Source organism: Clostridium sp. NSJ-145, assembly GCF_021044725.1.
In the GTDB taxonomy this organism is placed as follows: Bacteria; Bacillota; Clostridia; order Clostridiales; family Clostridiaceae; genus Clostridium; species Clostridium disporicum_B.
This window is the reverse complement of sequence record NZ_JAJNOS010000001.1, coordinates 307907-331696: the sequence shown is the minus strand read 5'-3', so window position 1 is coordinate 331696 and position 23790 is coordinate 307907. Positions and strand designations below refer to the sequence as shown.

Below are 23790 nucleotides of genomic sequence, written 5' to 3'. Positions count from 1 at the left end.
GCTTGTATAGTATTAGCTAGTTATGTATTAAAAATAAATATAATAATATATTTACTGGGTATATTGATAATTAGTTTTATGGGAATATATGTATATATTAATGAAACAAGATTATTTATTATTACAATTTGGCTTGTTCTATTATCACCAAAGCTAGCAGAAATTAATGGGATATTTGCGTATATACCATATGCTCTATACATTTTACTAATTATTAAAATATTTGAGAAAAAGTTTATAGCAAAAGAAAAAATATTCATAAATAAGTATCTAGGCTTTACAACACTTGGATTATTATTAATAAATGCAGTATCCTTAATATATAACAATTACGACACCAATATAATACTTCTTACTTTTACTTTTCTAAAGAAGTTTTCATATATAATTTTTTATATATTTTTTACTAATATGAATGTAGAAAAGAAATATATAAATATAAACATGAAATTAATTTTAGTATATTCGCTTATACAGTTTCCACTTATTATTTTTCAGTTTATTTCAAATACAAATAGAGATAATATTTCAGGATTATTCGGTAAAAGTGGGACTGGAATATTAATTCAATTTTTTTTGTATATCCTTGTATTGATTATTGTTAATAAGGAAAATTTTATTAAGGTTAAAAATTTTCAATTTGTTTTTGTAAGTTTATTACTAATGTATTCTGCATTAGCTGAAGTAAAGATTGGTTTTATATTAATACCGTTAATTTATTTAATGACTATATTTTTGAAAAAAGGTTCATTTAGAACTATATTAGCGATATTAATAATAGGACTTTTAATTAGTGTATCTTATAAAAGCTTCATTAAATTCTATCCAGATCAGAATTTATTTGGAAGTAGTGAGGAATTTGTAGACTATGCAAAAAATGCCTATGGAGTAGATTCAGTTAATAGATTTGGATTTATGAATTTATTAAAAAGTACAGTATTAACTAATAAATTTAAGATATATTTTGGCACTGGACTAGGAACTACAAATCCTAGTAACATAAATGTTTTAGCAGGAGCAGTTGCAATAGAATATGATTATCTGAACCTACATTTTTTTACATTACCACTAAATATAGTTGAAAATGGAATAATTGGAACAATGATGTGGATATCAATATATATATATATACTAGCAAAAAATGTTTATATGTATTTTAAGAAAAGAACAGATAAATCAATAATTAATATTATGAGTATAGTAATAACTGTAATTTTTATTGTTTATAATAGTTCGATTATAAGTTCGAGTATAATAATATTAATTCTATGGCTTATATTAGTTGTTGATAATGGAATAGATAATTAAGGTATATGTTATAAATTAATTTGAAATTTTATAAAGATACAGAAAGTATAAAATTTCAATGATTTATAACATATTTTTTATGTATGAGTATTATATTATTATCAAGATTTATAGAGGGATATTTATATGAAAAAAAAAGTTGTGTTTTTCTTAGAACACCTTGAAGGGGGAGGGGCGGAAAAGGTAGCTGTAGATGTATTAAATAAAATTAATAAAAAAAAATATGATATTACCTTAGTGTTGTTATTTGGAGAAGGAGTAAATATAAAGAATTTAGATCGAGAAATAAATGTTAAAACTATTATTAAAAAGCCTTTTGGAAGAATTGGTAATAAGATAGTTTTTAACTTTATGAAATATATGCCAGGACTATTTTATAAGTTATTTATTCCTAAAGAATCTAATATTGAAGTTGCTTTTCTGGAAGGATTTGCGACTAAAATAATTAGTTACTCTACAAATAAGGAAAGTAAAAAAATTGCTTGGGTTCATACTGATTTATCACAGAATAGATGGACAAATTATGCGTATAAAAGAAATGAAGAAATAAGTTGCTATAGAAAATTTGATGATGTAGTATTTGTATCTAAAGATGCTTACTTAGGGTTTGATAAGGTATTTAATATTGATAATATAAACAAGCATATAGTATACAATCCTATTATTATTGAAAATATTATAGAAAAATCTAATGAAAGAGAAATATCATATAATGAATTCACAATAGTTTCAGTAGGTAGGTTAGTGAATATTAAGGGATTTGATAGATTAATTACGGCTCATGCTAAGTTAGTTAGAGAATTTCCTCACAGATTAGTAATTATAGGTGAAGGCGAAGAAAGAAGAAATTTAGAGCAATTGGTAAATACACTGGGGGTTAATGAGTCGGTTGACATTATGGGATTTATAGAAAATCCATATCCGTACATTAAAGCTGCTAATTTATTTGTGTCAGCATCTAAAACAGAGGGGTATGGGGTTGCAGTAGCAGAAGCTATTTTACTAGAAAAACCAGTGATGATAACTAATATTACTGGAACTGTAGAAGTATTGGGAGATAAAGAAAATGGAATCGTTTGTGAAAACTCTCAAGAAGGTATAGAGAAAGGCTTAGAGTATATATTGCAGAATAAGAATTTATTAGGATACTACAAAAAAAAGAGCATAGAGAGAAGAAGCTTTTTTCAATACAATATGAGAATTAATGAAATTGAGGAAATATTTGATAAATAAAGGTATAAGAGGTGAGTTAAAATTAATACATTAATTTTAATATCAGGGATAGTATTGATAATAATTGTAATGATTTTATGGGAGAAAATCATTAAAGTTAATAATCTATTAAATAAAGAAATAGAGATAAAAGAATATACAGATAAAAATTTCGAAGCAAATGGGATAGGATATCTTAAAATATCTCCATATATAGGAGCTGGATATCAAAATGTTCATCCATCCTTAATATATTTTGATAAAACATGGAATGGATATAAATACTGGTTAGCAATAACTCCTTACAGAAAGGGAAATGAGAGGCTAGAGAACCCTTGTGTTATGTGCTCTAATGATTTAGTTAACTGGAATAAACCTAAGGGTGGGACAAACCCATTGGTATCTACAGAAGATGTGAAAATGTATCATTATAGTGATCCACAGATTTTATTTAACAATAATAAGCTTGAGATATGGTACAGAAAAAGAACCAGAGGAATCTTAGGAGATAGTGAAGTTATTTTAAGAAAATTAAGTTGTGATGGAGTGAATTGGAGTAAGGAAGAAGTCTTATATAGTTCACAAGGAACATTTAATCAGTTTATGTCACCGGTAGTTATAATTGAGGATGATAAATATTGCATTTGGGTTGTAGATTGGAAAAATAAAAAGATAAAATATTATGTAAGTAAAAATGGGACAGAGTGGTGTTTTATAAGAGATATTATCATAAGTCCTATAGAAGGAAGATATGTATGGCATATGGACATTAAAAGACTAGAAATGGATTTGAGATGTACTTTTCAGCAGCTCTAGGTGAATATGATAATCAAAAGATTGCATATTGTTACTCAGAAGATAATGTAACATGGTCAAAGCCAGTAATAGTTATGGAAAAGGGTAAAGAAGGAGCTTTTGATGAAGATTTTTTATATAGACCCACATTTATAGATATAGATAATAACAGATATATAATGTATTCAGCTAGAGATAAAAAAGGCAATTGGCATTGTAGTATTACTACTTGCACTGTAAGTGAACCAACTAAGCTTAAAGGAATGATAGTAAGATAAAATTTAAAGGAGAAACTTTAATGAGATGAAGGGAAAAATTGAATTTAAGATAATCAATGAAATTAATGATTTTGAAAATTTAAAAGAAGCTTGGATTGAATTATTTAATAACCTTGAAAATAAAGAAATTTTTTATGAATGGATATGGATTGAAGAATATATAAAATATTTTAAGAATAATAATTTTAAACCTTTTGTGGTTGTAGGTGAAGAAAAGGGGAAAATAGTTACAATAGCGCCCTTATATATTGAAGAAAAGAAATTTGGAATAATAAAAAAAAGAATCTTAAAATTTATTGTAGATAGAACTGCAGATTACCAATGTATATTAATTAGAAAAGACTATAATCATTATTCAGTATTAAAGAAATTATTTAAGATAATATTTGAAGATGAAAGCTGGGATATGATTTCATTAAACAATATAAGTTATAGGGAAAAACAATCTATATTAATAGGTGAGGTAATAGGACGACTTAATGATGAAGCAATATGCTATAAAAAAGTAGAAAAAATTGCACCTTATATTAATCTTGAAGAGTTTGAAGAAAAAAGAAATTCAAAAAGATATAAAAATATAGAAAGAAAAGAAAGAGCTATTGATAAAAACGAGAGAATTAACATTAATATTGATAGTAAGTGGGATAAAGATATATGGTATCAACTAGTTAATATTCATAAAAATACTTGGAAAGATAGTATATTAAAAAATGAAAATTATGTGCATTTTTATGAAAGTTTATTTTATAAATTATATGAATGTGGAAAGCTAGAATTCTCTTATGTAACTTATGATAATCAGGTAATTTCAGGACATTTAGGATTTAAATGCTGTAATAAGGTATATGGATATAATTTATATAATGATGAAAGTTGGAAAAAGTTATCGATGGGGGATATATTGATTAAGAAAATAATAAATCACTATAAAAATAGCTATGATTTAATTGATATGCTATTAGGTGATGAAGAGTATAAGTTTTACTCTACTGATAGTGTAATTAATATTTGTGATTATACAATTATAAGAAAAAAACAAATATTATTAAGGTTAGGAAAGAAGATAAAATCATGTTTATGCAATTAGAATTCTAAATAAATTTGAAAGCAAGATATGATAAAAGTGAAGGAGAAGTTATCTATGCTAATAGATAATAAAATTTATAAAGCATGCAAGAAGTTTATTAAGAAGCATATTCATTGTGCATATAAATATTCAATTAATCTAGATAATTTAAATATAGATATTTCGTATGAGTTTAAACTGAAAAACCTAAATATTAATCATATAGATTTAATAAGAAATTTTTATCCTAGTGAGTCAGATAAAACTAATCATGATTTACTTCTAAAAAGAATTAATGATAAAAGTAAAGATATATTTTGTGTTATTGATAGTTTTGAAAATATATGTGGAATTTTTAGCTTGTCATATACTGATACTTTTATTTATGAGATGAATGAAATTATCCGTTTAAATAATGAGGAATGTTATTTATTTGATGATTATACTTTTATTGAGCACAGAAGAAGAGGGGTGCAGACATTCTCTGTTAAAGCAAGGTGTGATATGGCTCGGAAATCTGGATATAAAAAAGCTTTTGTAATAGTTGATAAGGATAATGAACCATCTAGAAAATCTATGGAAAAAGCAGGATTTAAGTGTGAGGAGAAATATTATTTTATGACAGTTAAAAATTTTAGAAAATTGATAATAAGATTATTAGTATAAAGATTTGATTAAAGGGATTGCTGAAGCAGTCCCTTTAATAATTATGTTTTAAATAATTATCGGTAAGCAAAGGGAATTATTTGTAACAATATAGAACATTAAATATTAATATGAATAATATGGTAGAGAACAGGGGTTTTTTGAAATATTATTCATATATATGGTGATAAAATGAAAATTGCTATGATTGGACAAAAGGGAATTCCATCACGAGCTGGAGGCGTGGAAGTTCATGTGGAAGAAATTGCAGCTGGTTTATGTGAAAAAGATGTACAGGTTGATGTTTATGCAAGAAAGTCATATTGTGATGAAATAAATGATAAATATAGAGGAATTAATATAAAGTATATTCCTTCGATTAATACTAAATCATTAGATGCAATTACGTATACATTTTTAGCAACAATATATGCTTTGTTTTTAGGTTATGATGTAATACATTATCATGCATTAGGTCCATCAAGTATGGCTTGGTTGCCGAGATTATTTGGTATAAAGGTAGTTTGTACAGTGCATGGATTAGACTGGCAAAGAGAAAAATGGGGTAGATTTGGAAAATTATATCTTAAATTTGGAGAATTTATAATTGCGAAATTCGCTAATGAAATTATTGTATTAACAAATTCTATGGAAAAGTATTTTAAAGAAAAATGGAACAGGGACAGCACTGTTATTTCAAATGGAGTTTATATAGGAAAAGATATTGATGCTAATATTATTACAGAAAAGTATAATCTAACTAAAGATTCGTATATACTATTTCTGGCAAGGTTAGTACCAGAAAAAGGAGCACATTATTTGATTAATGCATATAAAAAGCTAAAGACAGATAAGAAGTTAGTTATAGTAGGGGGATCTAGTTATACAGATGATTATGTGAACAGTTTATATAAATTAGCAGACTCAGATAATAATATAATTTTTACAGGTTTTGTAAAAGGTAAAGAATTAGAGGAGTTATACAGTAATGCTTATGTCTATGTATTACCTTCAGAAATAGAAGGATTGCCAATAAGTTTATTAGAAGCTTTAAGTTATGGAAATTGCTGTATAGCAAGTGATATAGATGAAATTTGTGAAACTATGAAGGAATATGGACTGTATTTCAAAAAAGGTTCGGAAGAGATGTTGAGTAAGGTATTATATGAAGTACTAAACAATAAGAGTTTAGTGGCTAGATATAAGGATACAAGCAAAGATTTTGTATTAAGTGAGTATAATTGGAAAGATAAAGTAGTAGATACGTTAGAAGTTTATAACAAGTGTGTGAGTATAGATAAAAGAAAATAGTAAAATAGAGTGCCATAAAATCTTTGATACTAGAGCTTTTGGCACTCTTTTTAAAATAATTTTATATTAATGGAGGTTTAATATGAATATTAAGGTAACTGTCTTTACACCTACATTTAATAGAGGAAATGTTCTATATAGAGTTTTTGAAAGCTTATGTGCACAGACATTTAAAGATTTTGAATGGGTCATAATAGATGATGGGTCAAATGATAATACCAAAGAATTAGTAAATTCGTATATTTTACAAAATAACTTTCCTATTGTATATAGATATCAAGAAAATTCAGGAAAGCATATTGCTATGAATAGAGCTGTAGAAATAGCAAGAGGAGAATTATTTGTTATCGCAGATTCAGATGATAGATTTTTACCTGAGGCATTAGAGATTTTAGTTAATGAGTGGGAAAAAATAGCTGTTAATAAAAGAGCAGGGTTTAAGGGCGTAACATGCAGATGTTTAGATGTATATAGTAATGAACCCATTGGAAAGAAGTTTATAAAAGACCCTTTAGAATCAAATGATTTAGAAATTATTTTTAAGTATAAATGTAAATATGATATGTGGGGAATATTGAACAAAAGTGTATTAAAAGAGTATCCATTTCCTGAGATTAAGGGATTAAGGTTTTTTCCAGAAGCAATTATATGGCAGAGGATGGCGAGAAAGTACAAAACAATATATATAAATAAACCACTTTTATATTATTATAAGGATCAATCTAATGCGACAACTGCCTCTAATAACAAAAGAGCGAAGGAGAACATTTATCTATGGAAACACTATATTAATGATGTTTTTGATTATTTAAGATATGACGTTATATTATTTCTAAAGTCTTTTATTGGACTAACTAGGGATGGACTATTATTAAGTATGAGTTATAAAAGTATTATAGGAGAATGTAATGGAGTTGGAAGAAAATTTTTATGTACAATCTTTATTCCTGCAGGAACCATATTATATTTCATGAAAAATATTTCATATAAAAATAGAAGCAATGAGAAGTAAATAAAAAAAATTAACATTAGATGAATATAGTGAGCTAGTAAAAAGTGCAATATGTAACAAATAAAAATAGTATGAATATTATGTATTAGCAGATAGAAGGATATATTTTACTAAGGAGAAGAAAAAGATGAAAAAAAAGAGATGGAATTACGATGTTATAAAGAGAATTATAGATATTACTATAAGTGGACTAGCTCTTATTATTCTAATACCTTTATTTTTAGTAGTTGCAATATTAATAAAAGTAGAAAGTCCAGGAAAAGTGATTTTTTCCCAAGATAGAGTTGGCAAGGATGGAGAAATATTCAGGATGTATAAATTTAGGTCTATGGTAGCTAATGCTGAAGAGTTAAAAAGAAAACTAATATTAGAAAATGAGGCTACGGGGCCAATGTTTAAAATAAAAAATGACCCAAGAATAACTAAAATAGGTAGGTTCTTGAGAAGGACATCTATAGATGAGTTACCACAATTATTTAATGTCTTAAAGGGAGATATGTCTTTAGTTGGGCCAAGACCATCTTTACCTGAAGAAGTTGAGAAGTTTGATCCATGGATGTTACGAAGATTAGATGTAAAGCCTGGATTAACATGTTATTGGCAAGTAATGGGGAGAAATAGTATTAGTTTCGAGGAATGGATGAAACTTGATGTTAAGTATGTAAATGAAAGAACATTATGGATAGATATAAGATTGATATTTAAGACATTTTTTGTACTTTTTGGAGATACAAATGCTTATTAAAGAAATATGTATTATGAAAGATTTGACTTTGCTAGTAGAGAGCATATAGGCAAAATAAAAATTTATTAACTTAGGAGGAAGCAATGGAAAATAGAATAAAAAAAGCAGTGATACCTGCAGCTGGTCTGGGTACTAGATTTTTACCAGCAACAAAAGCTCAGCCAAAAGAAATGCTACCAATAGTAGATAAACCTACACTTCAATATATTATCGAAGAATGTGTTGAAGCAGGAATAGAAGAAATCATAATAATAACAGGGAGAAATAAGAAAAGTATAGAAGATCATTTTGATAAATCAGTAGAACTAGAGCTTGAACTAGCTAGAACGGGTAAAGATGATTTGTTAACAATGGTTCAGAATATATCTAATATGGCTAATATTTACTATATAAGACAGAAAGAGCCTAAAGGATTGGGACATGCTATATATTGTGCAAGAGCTTTTGTTGGAAATGAACCTTTTGCAGTACTTTTGGGAGATGATGTAGTATATAGTGAAGAAAAGCCTTGTATAAAACAATTGATAGACTGTTTTAATAAGTACAATAAAGCTATTTTAGGGGTTCAAAAAGTACCAGCTAATGAAGTTTTTAAATATGGAATTATAAGTGGTGAAGAAATTGAAAAAAGGGTATATAAGGTAAATAGTATGGTCGAAAAACCAGATATTAATAAATCACCATCTGATATGGCGATATTAGGAAGATATATAATAACACCAGATATTTTTAATATTCTTGAAAATACTAAACCAGGAAAAGGTGGAGAGATACAGTTAACAGATGCTTTATCAATGTTAATAGAAAAAGATGGGGTATATGCTTATGATTTTATAGGAAAAAGATATGATATAGGTGATAAATTAGGGTTTCTACAAGCAACAGTAGAATATGCTTTAAGAAATTCTGAGTTGAAAGAAGAATTTATAAAGTTTTTATTGTCTATAGAATTGTAAATAGAGTCATTAGTTAGAAAAGTAAAAAACATTTTAAAAAGTTATGAGGATAAAATCAAATGAGAACAGAGAGTTCAATAAAAAACATCACGACAGGAATATTATTACAAATAGTAACAGTAGTTTTTGGATTTATTGCAAGGAAAATTTTTGTAAGCTACATGGGAATAGAGCTGCTTGGAATAAATGGTTTATTATCTAATGTAATATCAATGTTGAGTTTAGTAGAGTTAGGTGTTGGAACTGCTATATTTTATAGTTTATATAAGCCTTTAGCAGAAAAAGATTACAATCAAGTTCATGCAATAATGAATCTTTATGAAAAACTATATAGATATATTGCAATTGCTGTACTAATTTTAGGTATATTAATAATACCATTCTTAAAATATTTTGTTAATACAACTATTTCTATGTCCTATGTTAAGTTAATTTACTTTATTTTTGTAATTGATTCAGCTTTATCATATATCTTAACATACCGTAGAAATATATTATTAGCAGATCAAAAGATGCATATTTTCAATAGACTTTCTGTATTATATTCAATCGTATGCAGTATAGCGCAGATAGCAATAATAATAATTACAAAGAACTATATATTATATTTAGTGATAAAAATAGTATTAGTACTAATTCAAAACTTACAAGTTTATATAATAACTAATAAAAGATATCCGTACTTACAGGAAGCCTTGGAAGAACCTTTAAAAAAAGAAATTAAGAATGATATTATCAAAAACACTAAAGCGCTCTTAGTAATTAATATAGCGGCATATTTTGTTTTTGGCACTGACAATATACTGTTGTCTTACTTCTTAGGGGTAAGCATTGTAGGGATATATTCCAATTATAGTGTTATAGTAAGTACTATAGAAGGATTAATTTCGAGAATATTTCAGGGTATACAAGCTAGTTTTGGGAATTTTTTATTAGAAGAATCATTAGATAGAGCATATGAAATATTTAATGTATTATATTTTGTGAATTTTTGGATATCTACTTTTTGCTCAGTTTCATTAATTGTGTTATTAAATCCTTTTATAGAGATAGTGTTTGGCGAAGAGATGCTATTTTCAGTAGTAACGATATTTTTCATTGTATATAATTTTTATATAAAAAGTATGACAAGTTCAGTTGAAGTTGTGAAAAACGGTGCAGGATTATATAGTCCATATCCCTTTGCAAAATATTGGTCTATTGTTGAAGGAATATTAAATTTAGGTGCATCAATAATACTAGTGAAGTATTTTAGATTAGGTGCATTGGGAGTATTTGCAGGAACGACAATTAGTAGGATTGTAACTTTAATTATAGATCCATTTAACGTACATCATTATATATTTAAAACATCTATAAAGAATTATTTTTTTAAGTATATAGAGTACACATCTATTTTCTTTGCAATTACTGGATTAGTAATCTTTATAAGTGAAGTTATAACTTTTAATAATTTATTTGTAGAGTTCATTTTTAAAGGGATTTGCTGTATAATAATTCCAAACACAGTGATTTTATTATTATTTTTTAGAAGCAAAGAGTTTAAGTATCTTATAGATAAGTTTAATATACGAAATAAATTATTGAAAAAATTTAATAGATAAATTATGTCACCCTATTATGTAGAATTTTAATAAAAGTCAAAAATCTACATAATAGGGTATTTTATATGAAAATGTAACAACTTAATTTATGATACATATAGTATATTGAGCCTATGTACTTTAATAATAATATATTTATATGTAAATAAGTAATTATAGGAGATTTGCAGATTAGACTTTACTTAAGATGAGAGGAGAAAAGAGATGAAAGGAATAATTTTAGCTGGTGGTTCGGGAACAAGACTTTTTCCTATTACAAAAGCAATATCCAAGCAAATGGTTCCAATATATGATAAACCAATGATTTATTATCCTTTATCTGTACTAATGTTAGCAGGAATTAGAGAAATATTAATTATTTCAACAGAAAGAGATATAGGTTATTTTAAAGAGTTGTTTAAAGATTCATTAGAGATAGGTTTAACTATAGAATATGCTATACAGAAAGTACCTAATGGACTGGCAGATGCATTTATAATTGGGGAAGAGTTTATTGGAGATGATACTGTAGCTATGATTTTAGGTGATAATATTTTTTATGGACAAAATCTAACTGATTATTTATTAGAAGCATCAAGTTTAAAAAGTGGAGCAGTAATATTTGGATATTATATTCAAGATCCGAGAGAATTTGGAGTTATCGAGTTTGATGAAGATAATAAGGCAATTTCAATAGAGGAAAAACCGGCAATACCAAAATCAAAATACGCTGTTCCAGGATTATATTTTTATGATAATTCAGTTGTAAAAAAGGCAAAAGAATTAAAGCCATCTCCAAGAGGGGAGTTAGAAATAACAGATTTAAATAGATTATATATGGATGAGAGTAAATTAAAAGTAATAAGATTAGGACGAGGAATGGTTTGGTTAGATACAGGAACTCATAGTTCAATGTTGAAAGCAGCTAATTTTGTTGAAGTAATACAAGATACACATGGAATATATATAGCATGCTTAGAGGAAATAGCTTATAGGCAAGGATGGATTACTGCAGAAAAGTTAAGCGAATTAGCTAAACCATTGATGAAAACAGGGTATGGTAAATATCTTATAAGTATTATTGAAGAATAGATATAGGGTAAATCTAGTAGGTAGTTATTAAATAATAATAGCATATTTAGACGAAAAGGTGAGGAGATGGATAATATATTATTTAGTGTAATAATTCTTTCTTATAAAAATCTTGAGTATATAGAAGATACAATAAAATCAGTAATAGGTCAAGATTACAAAGATATTGAGCTAATTATAGCAGATGATTGTACTGATGGTATAGATTTAAACAAATTTAAGAAGTATATTGATATAAATAATAATGGAAATATAAAGAACGTTATTATTTATAAAAATAAAGTAAACTTAGGAATTGTAAAAAATATTAATAAAGCATTATCAGTGGCAAATGGTGATTATATTAAGATTATAGATTCAGATGATTGTTTTTACTCAAAAAGTGTTTTATCAGATGTAGCAGATTATTTTAATAATAATGACAGCATTATTATTACTACGAAGTTTTTACAATGTGATATTAATATGAAGCCATTAGTTAATGCAGAAAATATTATGGATTCTCTTAAAGCTAAACTAATAGAAGGTAGTGATTCTAAAAAGTTTTATAATAAATTATGTGCTGAAGGTACTTTAATAGATCCAGGTGTGTTTTTTAAAAAAGATTTTTTTAAGCAATATGGTATGTTAGATGAAAGTTATATTCATTTAAATGATTTACCATTGTGGCTTAGAGTAACTAGAAATGGATGTAAAATGGATTTTTTTGATATAGTAAGTGTCAAGTATAGGGTAGGTAGCGGAATTAGCAATCAAGATAAAAAAGACACTGTACTAATTGACGATATAATTAGATGTTACAATGAAGAGATATTTAAATATAAAAAGCAGCTAGACTATTACAGTTATAAGAAAGCAAGATATATTTATATTAAAAGTTTCGAATTAAATAATTATTCTATAATAAAAAAAATATCATTTCTAATTGGAAATTTAGATATTATCTTCATTAAGATAAAAAATAAAATATTAAGAAGTATAAAAAATTAAATTCTTTAATAAGGTAGAAAAATAAAATGTATAACGTTGCTTTAATTAAATTTAAGAATATTTCAAGTGAATGTGGACATTTAATTCCAATTGAAGGAAATATAGATATTCCATATGAAATAAAGAGAATTTTTTATATATATGGAGTACCTAAGGATAAAAAAAGAGGCAATCATAGTCATAGAAGCCTTTATGAAATATTGATATGCTTAAAGGGGTCTTTAAAGGTAAAAGTACAAAATGGTAGAGAAGAAGAAGTATATGTATTGAATAATGAGTATGAAGGATTGATGATAGGACCTTGGATTTGGAATGAAATGTTTGATTACTCTGATGATTGTGTATTATTAGTTCTTTGTTCAGATAAATATGATGAGTCTGAATATTTAAGAGATTATGATGTTTTTCTAAAAGAAGTCAATGAGATTTACAAGGAGAAATAAATTATGTTAGTACCATTTACAAGCTTTAAAGCAATGCATGGTGAGATTAGAGATGAATTAGTAAGAGGATTTGAGTCGGTATTAGATTCACAGTGGTTTATTATGGGAGAACAACTTAAGAGGTTTGAAGAAGAGTATGCAAAATTCTGCGGTACGAAATATTGTGTAGGAGTAGCTTCAGGATTAGATGCATTAAGGATTATACTGATGGCTTATGGAATAAAAGAAGATGATGAAGTTATTGTTCCAGCAAACACATATATTGCAACAGCTTTAGCAGTGAGCTTTGTAGGAGCAAAACCTATTTTTATTGAACCTGATATAAAAACATTAAATATAGATAGCACATTGATTGAAGAAAAAATAACTTCAAAAACTAAAGCTATAATAGTAGTGCATCTATATGGAAGAGTTGTTAATATGGATGATATTATAAAAATAGCTAATAAATATAATCTAAAAGTTATAGAAGATGCTGCTCAAGCTCATGGAGCGTATTTTAAAGAAAAGAGAGTTGGAAATTTAGGTGATGCTGCTGCTTTTAGTTTTTATCCAGGAAAAAATTTAGGAGCTTTAGGTGATGGTGGTGCAATTACCACAAATGATAAAGATGTTGCTAATAAAGCATACTCAATAAGAAATTATGGCTCAAATAAAAAATACTATAATGAAATAAAAGGATTAAACTCAAGATTAGATGAACTTCAAGCTGCATTGTTATTAGTTAAATTATCAAAATTAGATATATGGACAAGAGAAAGAAGAGAAATTGCTGAGAAATATTATAATGGTATACAAAATGATAGAATAAAATTACCATTAAAAGCTAAAAATGATGAAAATGTATATCATATTTTTCCGGTTTTTTGCGATAAGAGAGATAGATTAAAAGATTATTTAATATCAAATGGAATTGAAACATTAATACACTATCCAATACCAATACATCTACAAAAGGCATATAGTGAATTAAAGTATAAGGTTGGAGATTTTAAAATTGCAGAGAGTGTATCAAGTGAGGAGTTAAGTATTCCATTATTTATTGGTATGAAAGATGAAGAAATAGAATATGTAATAGGAATATTAAATAAATTTAGGTGATATGTTTTATATTTATCATTATTTAGTAAGAGGGACAATTAATTATGAAAACTTATTTAGTAACAGGTGGAGCTGGTTTTATTGGTTCTAACTTTATTTTATTTATGTTAAAGAAATATAGTGATATTAAAATTATAAATTTAGATAAATTAACTTATGCAGGAAATTTAGATAATCTCAAATCAGTTGATAATGATGAAAGATATACCTTTATAAAAGGTGATATATGTAATAAAAGATTAATTAAAGAAATCTTTGCAAAGTACGATATAGATTATATTGTTCATTTTGCAGCAGAATCCCATGTTGATAGAAGTATAAATAATCCAGAGGTTTTTGTGAAAACTAATGTTCTGGGAACAGTAACAGTATTAAATGGTGCAAAGGAAGTATGGGAAAAGGGTGGAAAGTGGAAAGATGGAGTAAAATTTGTTCATATTTCAACTGATGAAGTTTATGGATCTCTTGGAGATACAGGATATTTTACTGAAAATACTAATTTAGACCCACATAGTCCGTATTCTGCAAGTAAAGCTAGTGCTGATTTGCTAGTTAAATCATATTATGACACTTATAAGATGCCTGTAAATATTACTAGATGTTCTAATAACTATGGACCATTCCAATTTCCAGAAAAATTGATTCCACTGATAATTAACAATTGTATTGAGAAAAAAGAATTGCCTATATATGGGGATGGATTAAATATTAGGGATTGGATATATGTTGAAGATCATGTAAGGGCTATAGATATGGTTATAAATTCAGGAAGATTAGGAGAAATTTATAATATTGGTGGAAGAAATGAAAGAACTAATATTGATATCGTAAAAAGTATTATAGATTATTTCAAGAAAAATGTTGATTATACCATTGATGAAAGTTTAATAAAATTCATAGAAGATAGAAAAGGTCATGATAGAAGGTATGGAATTGATCCTACTAAGATAAATGAAGAGCTAAGCTGGTATCCCAAAATGGATTTTTATGTTGGAATGAAGAAAACAATACAATGGTATTTAAATAATCAGGATTGGATTAATAATATAAAGTTAGGGGAATATAAAAAGTATTATAATAAAATGTATAAATAATATAATTGACTGTTTTTATCTAAACAGCCAATTATATTATTTTAAATGCCGCTTAATAACTTAGAAGATTATACCTCGAGTTGGCTTAATTTTTTTATTTGATGGCAAGTTAGAGGAGGTACCAGGTTTATAATCTTGAGTTTGTGGATTAATACAGTTATTTTTATCTTTATTTTTAAGAGATAGAATATCGGAATTTATATCTATTATTTTTTCAGTTTCAGAGTGAAGTGATAAATCGTATGAGTTTATAGGATTACTAGTGCTAGTTAAATCTTCCTTAACAGGGAGAGTTATTAATTCTATTATTAATTTAGAGAGGCTGGGGCTAATATTACCTGAGATAATCTTAAATGTAGCTTCTATCTGCAAAAACCTTCCAGGGGGAATGCTTTTTAAAGAACTATTATTAGAGACTAGCTTCCAGTTTGACCAATTTATTTTATCTATTGAAGTTCTTGCTCTTACAGTGATTAATGTTCCTGTAGGTTCTTTAGAATCCCAAGATATTTTTTCATATAAGGTATTAATAGATTTACTATCATATATAACAGTCCATCTACCAATTTTGTTTGTAATTGTTCTTGATATAATACCTGTCATGTCAGAATAAGCATTATGACCATCACTATTCGGTATATCTTTAACTAGGCCTATAATGTTTGTTAAAGCATCAATCATATATATTTTTTCATCAGTCAGACCGCAAACCCATATATTGCCCATATTGTCAACAGATAATGCTGTAGGATTTTTTACAGCTGGAATGCTTATAATAAAATCACCATTATTAGAATAACGTGCAATTGTATTATTTCCACTATTAGCAATCCACACATCTCCATCAGATGTGCAAGTTATTCCTCTACTGTTATTAAGATTCTTACTATCAGAATATACCCAATCTAGATTATCATTTATTATATTAAGTCTTGCAAGTTTATTTGAAGTCCAGCCAGATAGAAATAAATGATCGAATTTATCAAGAGCTAAACAATAAGGTGTTAATTCTTGTAGATTAGATATTTTAGAAACTACAATTTCTTTAGTGGTATCAATTTTTATGAGGTTTTTTTCTTCTGAAGGACCACTAGATGACCAGAGAAAGCCGTATTTATCTACTACAGCGCCATAAGGATGATGATTCCAATCAGTTAGGTCAATAATAGATAAAATTGAACCAGTACTACAGTCTATTTTATAGTATTTTTTTGAGTCATAAGCTCCAACCCATAGATTATTATTTTTATCTATTGCAAGTGCTCTTGGAAAGATAGAGTTACTATATTCTTTAGAATAAGTACCAGGAGTATAAGCACAAGGATTATCTCCAAATAATAATATTTCTTTTAATACGCATTCATCTTCCCCCCAAGGTAAAATCTCATTATCATCAATAATACCATTGTTATTTAAATCTATGCAGGTATCGCAAATACCATTTTTATTTCTATCTTCAAATTGTAAATTTTCCTTAGAACCTATCTTGACAATTGTCCCCAATCCACGATTAGCAACCCAACAATTACCATCAAAATCTATAGCTGTTCTGGATGGACCATTATATAATGTTGCTTTATCTTTTGATGGCCATACAATATAACGGGCTATCTCTTCTCCAGTTAATGAATTAATTTTAGAAACAGTGCCATTATTATTGGGAATCCATATAAATGGAAAAGTTATATCTTTATTTAATAGATGTAGTTCATTTTCGGAATTTGAATAGTTTAGTTCAGGTGATAGTATCCCTTCGCTAAAATCATCTAAAGATGTATATATTTTTCTTATCAACATGTTGTTATCTCCTTTTTTAACATAAGATTACAAAATATCCATAATACAATATATGATGTAAGAATATTATTGTTCTATTAAGCGACTAAATAAGATTTTCTTATAAATTAATAGTTGATAAGTTACGTTTGGTAAAAATTTAAATATTATATATTAAAAATAATAGGAGGACTATAATGGAGAAAAATTATGAGAAATTTCTATTAGATGAGAATCTAATTAATTGTGAAAAATTATTAGAGAAGGTAATTTTAGAATTACAAGAAGTAAAGGATATTTTAAAAAAAATTGAATGTATGAAAGAGAAAATAAATTTAGAAACCTTAGATGATAAACAAACATTAGAGATAAGAGAGATAGAGTTAACAAAAAGTAATGTAATAGAAGTAAATGTTGAGATAGAAGATTAATTATCAAAAATATATAATATTATTTTCTAAAATATTATATATTCTTTGAAAATGTAACATTTATTGTTTAGATTAATATTATATTATAGAGAATAGAAAAGATATATATTATTTGGAGGAATATAATGTCATATGCATTAAAGTTTGTAGAAGTAGATTTAAGTAATGAATCAATAAAAGAAAAATCTGAAGTTCAAGTGCAAGATATTATTATTAAAGATGTAGAAGATATAATTATACATGGAAAAGTTTACGACAATAATAATAATCCAGTCGATCAAGCTGTAGTAAAAGTTTTTTATACAAATGATGATGGAAATGAAATAGGATATTGTCATGTGTTTACGGATAATGATGGAGAGTATATGGTTAATTTACCATATGAAATATTTAAGGATAAGAAGATTAAAATTAAAGCAGTTAAAGCTAATAAGCTAATAGATGAGTAGTTATAAGGATTATATAGACGTATATAAATTAGAAAGCAGAAACCCATAATAAGAATAGAAGCAAACTTATTATGGGATTTTCTTTATAAATAAAGTTGAATCATAAAAATGGAGAAGAGGTGAAAAAATGGGGAGGGAAATATTACTTAAACCAATATATCTAGAATTAAGTCAAGAACATACTATCAAGATAAAAAGAGATAGATATAAATATAATAGAGAGATTAATATTTATGGAAAAATATTTTATGATAATATACCAGTTAAAGGGGCTGTTGTAGTTCTTTTTCATATAATTAGAAATAAAAAGATACCGATAAGACGTTGTATTACAGATGAGAGTGGAAGTTATTATTTTAAATTTAATAATTGTAGTTATATAGACGAGATTATAGGGATAACCAGTTTTAAAGAGCTTAGAAAAATGAATAATAAGGGGTATGTACGTACTAAAAAATATAATATAGAAGTAAATGATATAAAAGATATAATATTATACGGAAAAGTTATAGATAATCATAAAAACCCTATTGAAGGAGCAATAGTAGCTGCTTTTTATGATGATGAAAATGAAATGCAAGCAATATGTCATACTTTTACTGATAAAGATGGAATTTATATATTAAATATAAAATATGATTTGTACAGAGATAAAAAAATTATAGTTAAAAGTGTTAATACAAGTAATTCTATAATTATGGATAGTAATAGTGAAGTTAATAAGGTAAGAAAAGATGAATATTGAGAGATGGACAATATTGATATATGCTAATGGTAATAATGAATTAGAGCCTGAAATAACTAAGGTTATAGAAAAACTTAAGATTGAAAATATAAAAGAAAATTTTAATATATTAGTACAATTGGCAAGAGCTGATGAAGAGTTAGTTGAAAAGTTAAGAGGAACTATAGATGAAAATCATAAGGATAGATGGCATGGAGTAAGAAGATATTTACTTAATGATAATGGAGCACATGAAGTAGAAGTTTTAGAAAATGTAAATATGGCTGATCCTACAACTCTTTATAATTTTCTTTTGTGGGGAATAAAAAATTATCCATCAGATTATGTGATGGTAGTATTATCAGGGCATGGGGCAGGATTTATTGGGGCGATGACTGATTTTACACATGGAAAACCATATTTAATGAGCTTAGATGGATTAGTAAATGTATTTTATAATTTATATAAAATGACAAATAAAAAAATTGAATTGTTACTTTTAGATAGTTGCTATATGAACTTAATAGAGGTTTGGTATGAGTTTGCCAATATTCCATTTAAACCAATTAAGTACCTACTAGTAGCTCCTGACAATGTAAAGCTTGAAGGGATTTCTTATGTAGATTTTATTAGATATTTACAAGAAAAACTAGAAATATATAAAGAAAGTAAAATGGTTTTAATTGATGTTATTAAAGAGTTTAATGAAGGTTCAAAAACTGAAGATGAGTTGATTTTGGTTAGTTTAGAAAAAGATAAATTTGAAAAATTAAAGAATTGTGTTAATAGTATTGCGAAAATTATTAATGAAAGTAATATAGATATTGAAAAAGAATTACAAAATAACTTAAAGTATGAAAAAATAAATCCATTTATCAGTGTGATGTGTTTAAGTAATATAATTAATTCACGGGTAGGATATAGTACTAATGAAATTAATAAAATGTTAGAAGTGCTTAAGAGGATAGTAATATATCCTAATATTGAAGAATTATCTAAGAATATTAATACAGGTCCAGTTATATATATGCCAGATAGTTTAGAGCAATTTAATGAGTTTAAACAAGCTTATACGAATTTATTATTTTTATCTCATAACAATTGGATAACAATTTTAGATAAAAATAGGGAAGAAGTAGTTAAGGAGAGTAAATATATAAAAAGATACGATATATTACCAAGACCAATAATTTTAAAACGAAAATATGTACTTTCTTCTATTTTAGAACAATGTAATGATATGTCAGTTAAAGAAGCTATAGCAATAGTAGAAATGTTAGGATGGGATTAACATTTCTAAATAGCTTTAAGTAAGAACTATTATTATAGTCTTTTTATAGCTTTTTATATATTATTAATTTAGTAATGAGAAAAAATTTTATTTTTAGCTATAGTTAATTTTATTAGAATTATTAACCTTAAGTATCTATAAGGTTAAACAGAAGTAAAAAATAATTTATTATAAAAGAAAAGTAGATTGTGAAATTAAAATCTACTTTTTTATGGTATTATTGAAAAATGAGTTATTATTTAAAAGTATTATATTGTGGAGAAATAAATGTATAAAAAGTGGACAATAAAAGAGATAAAAGAAGAATTAATTGATATAGGAATAAAATTAGAATATCCTACTAATTTAAAAGTTGAAATTTCAAATAGGGCAACTAAGAGAATGGGAGCTTTTTTTTATATAAAAGAAAAAGAATCAATAGTACCAATAAAATTTGTTTTTGCAAAGAGATTAATAGATGGAAACTATCCAGAGGAAGTTGTGAGGGAAGTAATAATACATGAATATCTTCATTATTATTGTGATACAAAAACAGGATTAAGCAATGGACATAATAAATTCTTTAAATCAATGTGTTTAAAATGTGGAATATCTAGTAAAGCAACATTTAGCTACAAAAGTATAAATGAAGAGATATATATTAAAAAGCATGTTAAGATATATAATATATATTGTAGAAAATGTGGTAGATTAGTATGTGTACATAGGCGAAGAGATGCAGCTGAAAGAAAAATAAAAGGCTATATTTCTAAATGTTGTAATTCAAGATTAGAATGTAAAATAAATAATATTTAATGAAGATTAGCTTTATGGTTGTAGTATTTTATGTTTTGTATTATTATAATACCATTAATTAAACTAAAGGAGAAAAAGAATGGAAAAAGAAAACTTAGAACAAGAAGAAAAGCAAATCATGACATTTTTAGATGAAGAAGGAAATAAGGTGGAGTTTGAAGCTATTGCAAGAATATTCTTAGAAGAGCAAGAATATTTATTATTAGCTCCTGCAGATGATGAAGAGTCAGAAGATGTTTATGTATTTAGAATTGATAATGTAGAAGGCAAAGAAGAATTGAATCTTGTTGAAGATGACAAAGAGTTCTTAGCGGTTAAGAAAGAATATAAAAAATTACTTTATTAATTGGAGGATTTAAATGAAAGTTAATGAAATAGTGAGTTTTTTACAGGAAAATGAGCTTGGTGATGTAGAAATATTAAAATCAGAAAAAGATTTATTATTAGTAAACTTCTATTATGATTTTGATGAGGATTTATTAGCAGCAGCTAAAGCGTATGCTAAAGAAGAATGTGAAGATGAATCAAGTGAATCATGGGAGAAAGAATATTACTTACCTTATTTATATGATTTTTGTAATGACGAAGTTTTATCTATAGTAGAAGATATAACAGAAGAGCTTAATATTGCAGGCGAGTTTATGGCATTCCAAATGAAGGATAGAACTGCTGAGTATGTACAGTTTATGGCTCTATTTACAAATGAAGATAGTGATATATCAATAGAAGAAGTGGTAAAGGATTACATTGGATAAAGTTTTCAATAATAAATTTTAAAATACCTATTGAACTTATAAATTTATTTGATATAATAAAATCATAATAAATCCTGAGATGTGCGCTTAGCTTATAATATTCAACCTACATTATATTTACGGGATTTGCAATAGATTTATAGATGTCGGGCTTCATTTAACATTAGAAGATGGCAGAAGTAAATTGCGCGAAACCCACCTGCGAGTTGCAGGTGTGAGTATATAAGTGACCGGCATGTCGGGACATGATTTGAGAATTAAACACCTCGTTAAGAGGTGTTTTTCTTTTTGTCTTATGGAATTTATTTAATTTAGATTAGCATAAGTAAATAATAGCATTTAAGCGGCTTTATATTTAGATATAGATTTCGAGGTTTTTTTCTTGTATTTAATATAGATTCGCTTTTGTTTTTTGCAAATTAATTTGTCCAAGTTTTGAGAAAGGTAAATAATAAGTATGTTACTTGGAGATAAATAATTAAGAAGAAAATTTAAGTAGATTTTATTTCTTTCGATTTTTCTATGTAACGACTTTGTTTTCATTTTTTCACATCCTTTTGATAAAATATTACATCTGTATAATAATTATAACAAATCTAGCTAAGATGTAAATTAAAACAATTATACAAAATTTTACAAAAACATACAAAATAAGGAAGAGTGAAGAGCTGGAAATTCTAAATATATAGTAGCTGAATAATAAAAATATAGAGAAAATAGTAGAGTAAAATAAAAATAACTAACTAAGTTGATAATATTGATAAATAAATGTAAAATAAGAGTAAATACACAAGAAGAAAGGAAGAAAATAGAATGGATTATACAAAAGCACCAATAGATGATGTTATAAAAAGAATAAATGAATTATATAAAAAAAGTAAAGAAGAAGGATTAAACGAAGAGGAAAAAGAAGAACAACAAAAGCTAAGAAGAAGATATATTGATAATGTCAAAGCAAATTTTAGAGTTCAATTAGAGGGTGTTGAATTAAAGAAAAAGCAATAGTTTAAGGAGAGTAAAATGTCAGTTGCAGTAGAGAAATTAATTAAGGACTTTGATTTAGAAGTTTTAGTCCAAGGTGATGAAAGTGTAGAAATTTCAGTAAACGATATTAATCGACCAGGATTACAATTGGCTGGATTTTATAACTATTTTGCCCCAGAAAGATTACAGGTAATAGGTAAAGCAGAATGGTTTTTTCTAGATGCTATGCAAACAGAGTTACGTAAGAAAAGAGTTGAAAAATATTTCAGCTTTAAATCAAATTGTATAGTAATAACTAGAGGATTAGAACCACACGAGGAATTTGTTAAGGCAGCTAAGAAAAATAAAACTTGGTTATTAAGAAGTAATATGGTTACTACTAATTTTATTAGTAAAATGACAATGTATTTAGCTGACAAATTTGCACCAGAAACTAGATTGCATGGTGTATTAGTAGACGTGTATGGTATTGGAATATTAATAACAGGAGAAAGTGGAATAGGCAAAAGTGAAACTGCTTTAGAGCTTATTAAGAGAGGTCATAGACTTGTTACAGATGATGCAGTAGATATAAGAGAGATAGATGGATCATTAATAGGGACATCACCAAGAATTACTATAGGGATGTTAGAGGTTAGAGGAATAGGAATAATTGATATTCCATCACTATATGGAGTAAGTTCAATACTTCAATCCAAAAGTATTAATCTTATAATGCACTTTGAACACTGGAAAGATGATGGAGATTATGATAGACTAGGAACTAACCAAGATGCTCAGGAAATTCTTGGGGTAAATGTGAGAAAATTGAGAATTCCTATAAGACCAGGAAGAAATATTGCTGTTATTATTGAAGCTGCAGCTGTTAACTATAGACATTCATTAATGTCTGATGTAACACCTGTAGATATAATAGAAAGTAGAATGGCTAAAGATAGCAATTAAAATTAAATG

26 protein-coding genes and 1 other RNA gene are annotated in these 23790 nt (G+C 26.5%); 26 read left to right on the top strand and 1 reads right to left on the bottom strand.

The window, feature by feature from the left end:
• The first annotated feature begins 78 nt into the window (after positions 1 to 78).
• The 16 genes from LQE93_RS01720 to rfbB all read left to right on the top strand — a co-directional run bounded on the left by LQE93_RS01720 (position 79) and on the right by rfbB (position 15631).
• The gene (locus LQE93_RS01720) at positions 79 to 1308 is read left to right on the top strand and encodes a hypothetical protein (RefSeq protein WP_231071751.1); all 1230 of its coding nucleotides are present in this window, start codon (positions 79 to 81) and stop codon (positions 1306 to 1308) included.
• Between the two features lie 126 nt (positions 1309 to 1434).
• Complete coding sequence (locus tag LQE93_RS01715) at positions 1435 to 2541, top strand: glycosyltransferase (protein ID WP_231071749.1); 1107 nt, start codon at positions 1435 to 1437, stop codon at positions 2539 to 2541.
• A 54-nt stretch (positions 2542 to 2595) separates the two neighbouring features.
• Positions 2596 to 3336: a hypothetical protein gene (locus tag LQE93_RS01710; RefSeq protein ID WP_231071747.1), complete on the top strand. Its 741-nt coding sequence runs from the start codon at positions 2596 to 2598 to the stop codon at positions 3334 to 3336.
• A complete protein-coding gene (locus LQE93_RS01705) occupies positions 3315 to 3593 on the top strand; it encodes a hypothetical protein (protein WP_231071745.1) in 279 nt (92 codons plus the stop codon). Before LQE93_RS01710 ends, LQE93_RS01705 begins: the two co-directional genes overlap by 22 nt.
• 25 nt (positions 3594 to 3618) lie before the next feature.
• Positions 3619 to 4680 (top strand): GNAT family N-acetyltransferase, encoded by a 1062-nt coding sequence (locus tag LQE93_RS01700; RefSeq protein ID WP_055264727.1) that lies wholly within the window; start codon positions 3619 to 3621, stop codon positions 4678 to 4680.
• Positions 4681 to 4734: 54 nt separating this feature from the next.
• Positions 4735 to 5325 carry a GNAT family N-acetyltransferase gene (locus tag LQE93_RS01695; RefSeq protein WP_055264728.1) on the top strand — a complete coding sequence of 197 codons (591 nt, stop codon included), beginning with the start codon at positions 4735 to 4737 and terminating at the stop codon, positions 5323 to 5325.
• A gap of 171 nt (positions 5326 to 5496) precedes the next feature.
• A complete protein-coding gene (locus LQE93_RS01690; protein ID WP_231071743.1) occupies positions 5497 to 6615 on the top strand; it encodes a glycosyltransferase family 4 protein in 1119 nt (372 codons plus the stop codon).
• Positions 6616 to 6697: 82 nt separating this feature from the next.
• Entirely contained in the window at positions 6698 to 7627 is a 930-nt protein-coding gene (locus LQE93_RS01685) for a glycosyltransferase family 2 protein (RefSeq protein ID WP_231071741.1), read from the top strand.
• 127 nt (positions 7628 to 7754) lie between these two features.
• Positions 7755 to 8372: a sugar transferase gene (locus LQE93_RS01680; protein WP_084758978.1), complete on the top strand. Its 618-nt coding sequence runs from the start codon at positions 7755 to 7757 to the stop codon at positions 8370 to 8372.
• An 83-nt stretch (positions 8373 to 8455) separates the two neighbouring features.
• Entirely contained in the window at positions 8456 to 9328 is an 873-nt protein-coding gene (gene galU, locus LQE93_RS01675) for a UTP--glucose-1-phosphate uridylyltransferase GalU (protein WP_055264732.1), read from the top strand.
• Positions 9329 to 9387: 59 nt separating this feature from the next.
• A complete protein-coding gene (locus LQE93_RS01670) occupies positions 9388 to 10932 on the top strand; it encodes a lipopolysaccharide biosynthesis protein (protein WP_231071739.1) in 1545 nt (514 codons plus the stop codon).
• A 204-nt stretch (positions 10933 to 11136) separates the two neighbouring features.
• Positions 11137 to 12003 carry a glucose-1-phosphate thymidylyltransferase RfbA gene (rfbA, locus tag LQE93_RS01665; protein ID WP_231071731.1) on the top strand — a complete coding sequence of 289 codons (867 nt, stop codon included), beginning with the start codon at positions 11137 to 11139 and terminating at the stop codon, positions 12001 to 12003.
• A 66-nt stretch (positions 12004 to 12069) separates the two neighbouring features.
• Positions 12070 to 12993, top strand: coding sequence for a glycosyltransferase (locus tag LQE93_RS01660; protein WP_055264735.1), 924 nt, complete (start codon positions 12070 to 12072; stop codon positions 12991 to 12993).
• A 26-nt stretch (positions 12994 to 13019) separates the two neighbouring features.
• Positions 13020 to 13436, top strand: a complete 417-nt coding sequence (locus tag LQE93_RS01655) for a sugar 3,4-ketoisomerase (protein ID WP_055264736.1) — start codon at positions 13020 to 13022, stop codon at positions 13434 to 13436.
• 3 nt (positions 13437 to 13439) lie between these two features.
• Positions 13440 to 14537, top strand: a complete 1098-nt coding sequence (locus tag LQE93_RS01650; protein WP_231071730.1) for a DegT/DnrJ/EryC1/StrS family aminotransferase — start codon at positions 13440 to 13442, stop codon at positions 14535 to 14537.
• A gap of 44 nt (positions 14538 to 14581) precedes the next feature.
• Positions 14582 to 15631: a dTDP-glucose 4,6-dehydratase gene (gene rfbB, locus LQE93_RS01645; protein ID WP_231071728.1), complete on the top strand. Its 1050-nt coding sequence runs from the start codon at positions 14582 to 14584 to the stop codon at positions 15629 to 15631.
• A 60-nt stretch (positions 15632 to 15691) separates the two neighbouring features.
• Here rfbB and LQE93_RS01640 read toward each other — a convergent pair whose 3' ends face one another.
• Positions 15692 to 17428: a hypothetical protein gene (locus LQE93_RS01640; protein WP_231071727.1), complete on the bottom strand. Its 1737-nt coding sequence runs from the start codon at positions 17426 to 17428 to the stop codon at positions 15692 to 15694.
• A gap of 176 nt (positions 17429 to 17604) precedes the next feature.
• Here LQE93_RS01640 and LQE93_RS01635 point away from each other — a divergent pair, with 176 nt between their 5' ends.
• The 10 genes from LQE93_RS01635 (at position 17605) to hprK (ending at position 23781) form a co-directional block, all read left to right on the top strand.
• Positions 17605 to 17838 (top strand): hypothetical protein, encoded by a 234-nt coding sequence (locus tag LQE93_RS01635; protein ID WP_055264740.1) that lies wholly within the window; start codon positions 17605 to 17607, stop codon positions 17836 to 17838.
• A gap of 125 nt (positions 17839 to 17963) precedes the next feature.
• Positions 17964 to 18287, top strand: coding sequence for a hypothetical protein (locus LQE93_RS01630; RefSeq protein ID WP_055264741.1), 324 nt, complete (start codon positions 17964 to 17966; stop codon positions 18285 to 18287).
• Positions 18288 to 18414: 127 nt separating this feature from the next.
• A complete protein-coding gene (locus LQE93_RS01625; protein ID WP_055264742.1) occupies positions 18415 to 19032 on the top strand; it encodes a hypothetical protein in 618 nt (205 codons plus the stop codon).
• Positions 19022 to 20302, top strand: coding sequence for a clostripain-related cysteine peptidase (locus tag LQE93_RS01620; RefSeq protein ID WP_231071725.1), 1281 nt, complete (start codon positions 19022 to 19024; stop codon positions 20300 to 20302). Before LQE93_RS01625 ends, LQE93_RS01620 begins: the two co-directional genes overlap by 11 nt.
• Before the next feature lie 267 nt (positions 20303 to 20569).
• Positions 20570 to 21097, top strand: a complete 528-nt coding sequence (locus tag LQE93_RS01615) for a SprT-like domain-containing protein (RefSeq protein WP_231071723.1) — start codon at positions 20570 to 20572, stop codon at positions 21095 to 21097.
• A gap of 79 nt (positions 21098 to 21176) precedes the next feature.
• Positions 21177 to 21443: a DUF1292 domain-containing protein gene (locus LQE93_RS01610; protein ID WP_055264745.1), complete on the top strand. Its 267-nt coding sequence runs from the start codon at positions 21177 to 21179 to the stop codon at positions 21441 to 21443.
• Between the two features lie 13 nt (positions 21444 to 21456).
• Positions 21457 to 21852, top strand: coding sequence for a hypothetical protein (locus LQE93_RS01605; RefSeq protein WP_231071721.1), 396 nt, complete (start codon positions 21457 to 21459; stop codon positions 21850 to 21852).
• 68 nt (positions 21853 to 21920) lie between these two features.
• Positions 21921 to 22101: non-coding RNA, 6S RNA (ssrS, locus tag LQE93_RS01600), on the top strand.
• Positions 22102 to 22665: 564 nt separating this feature from the next.
• Positions 22666 to 22857 carry a DUF896 domain-containing protein gene (locus LQE93_RS01595; RefSeq protein ID WP_055264747.1) on the top strand — a complete coding sequence of 64 codons (192 nt, stop codon included), beginning with the start codon at positions 22666 to 22668 and terminating at the stop codon, positions 22855 to 22857.
• 15 nt (positions 22858 to 22872) lie between these two features.
• Complete coding sequence (hprK, locus tag LQE93_RS01590) at positions 22873 to 23781, top strand: HPr(Ser) kinase/phosphatase (RefSeq protein WP_055264748.1); 909 nt, start codon at positions 22873 to 22875, stop codon at positions 23779 to 23781.
• The last annotated feature ends 9 nt before the right edge of the window (positions 23782 to 23790 follow it).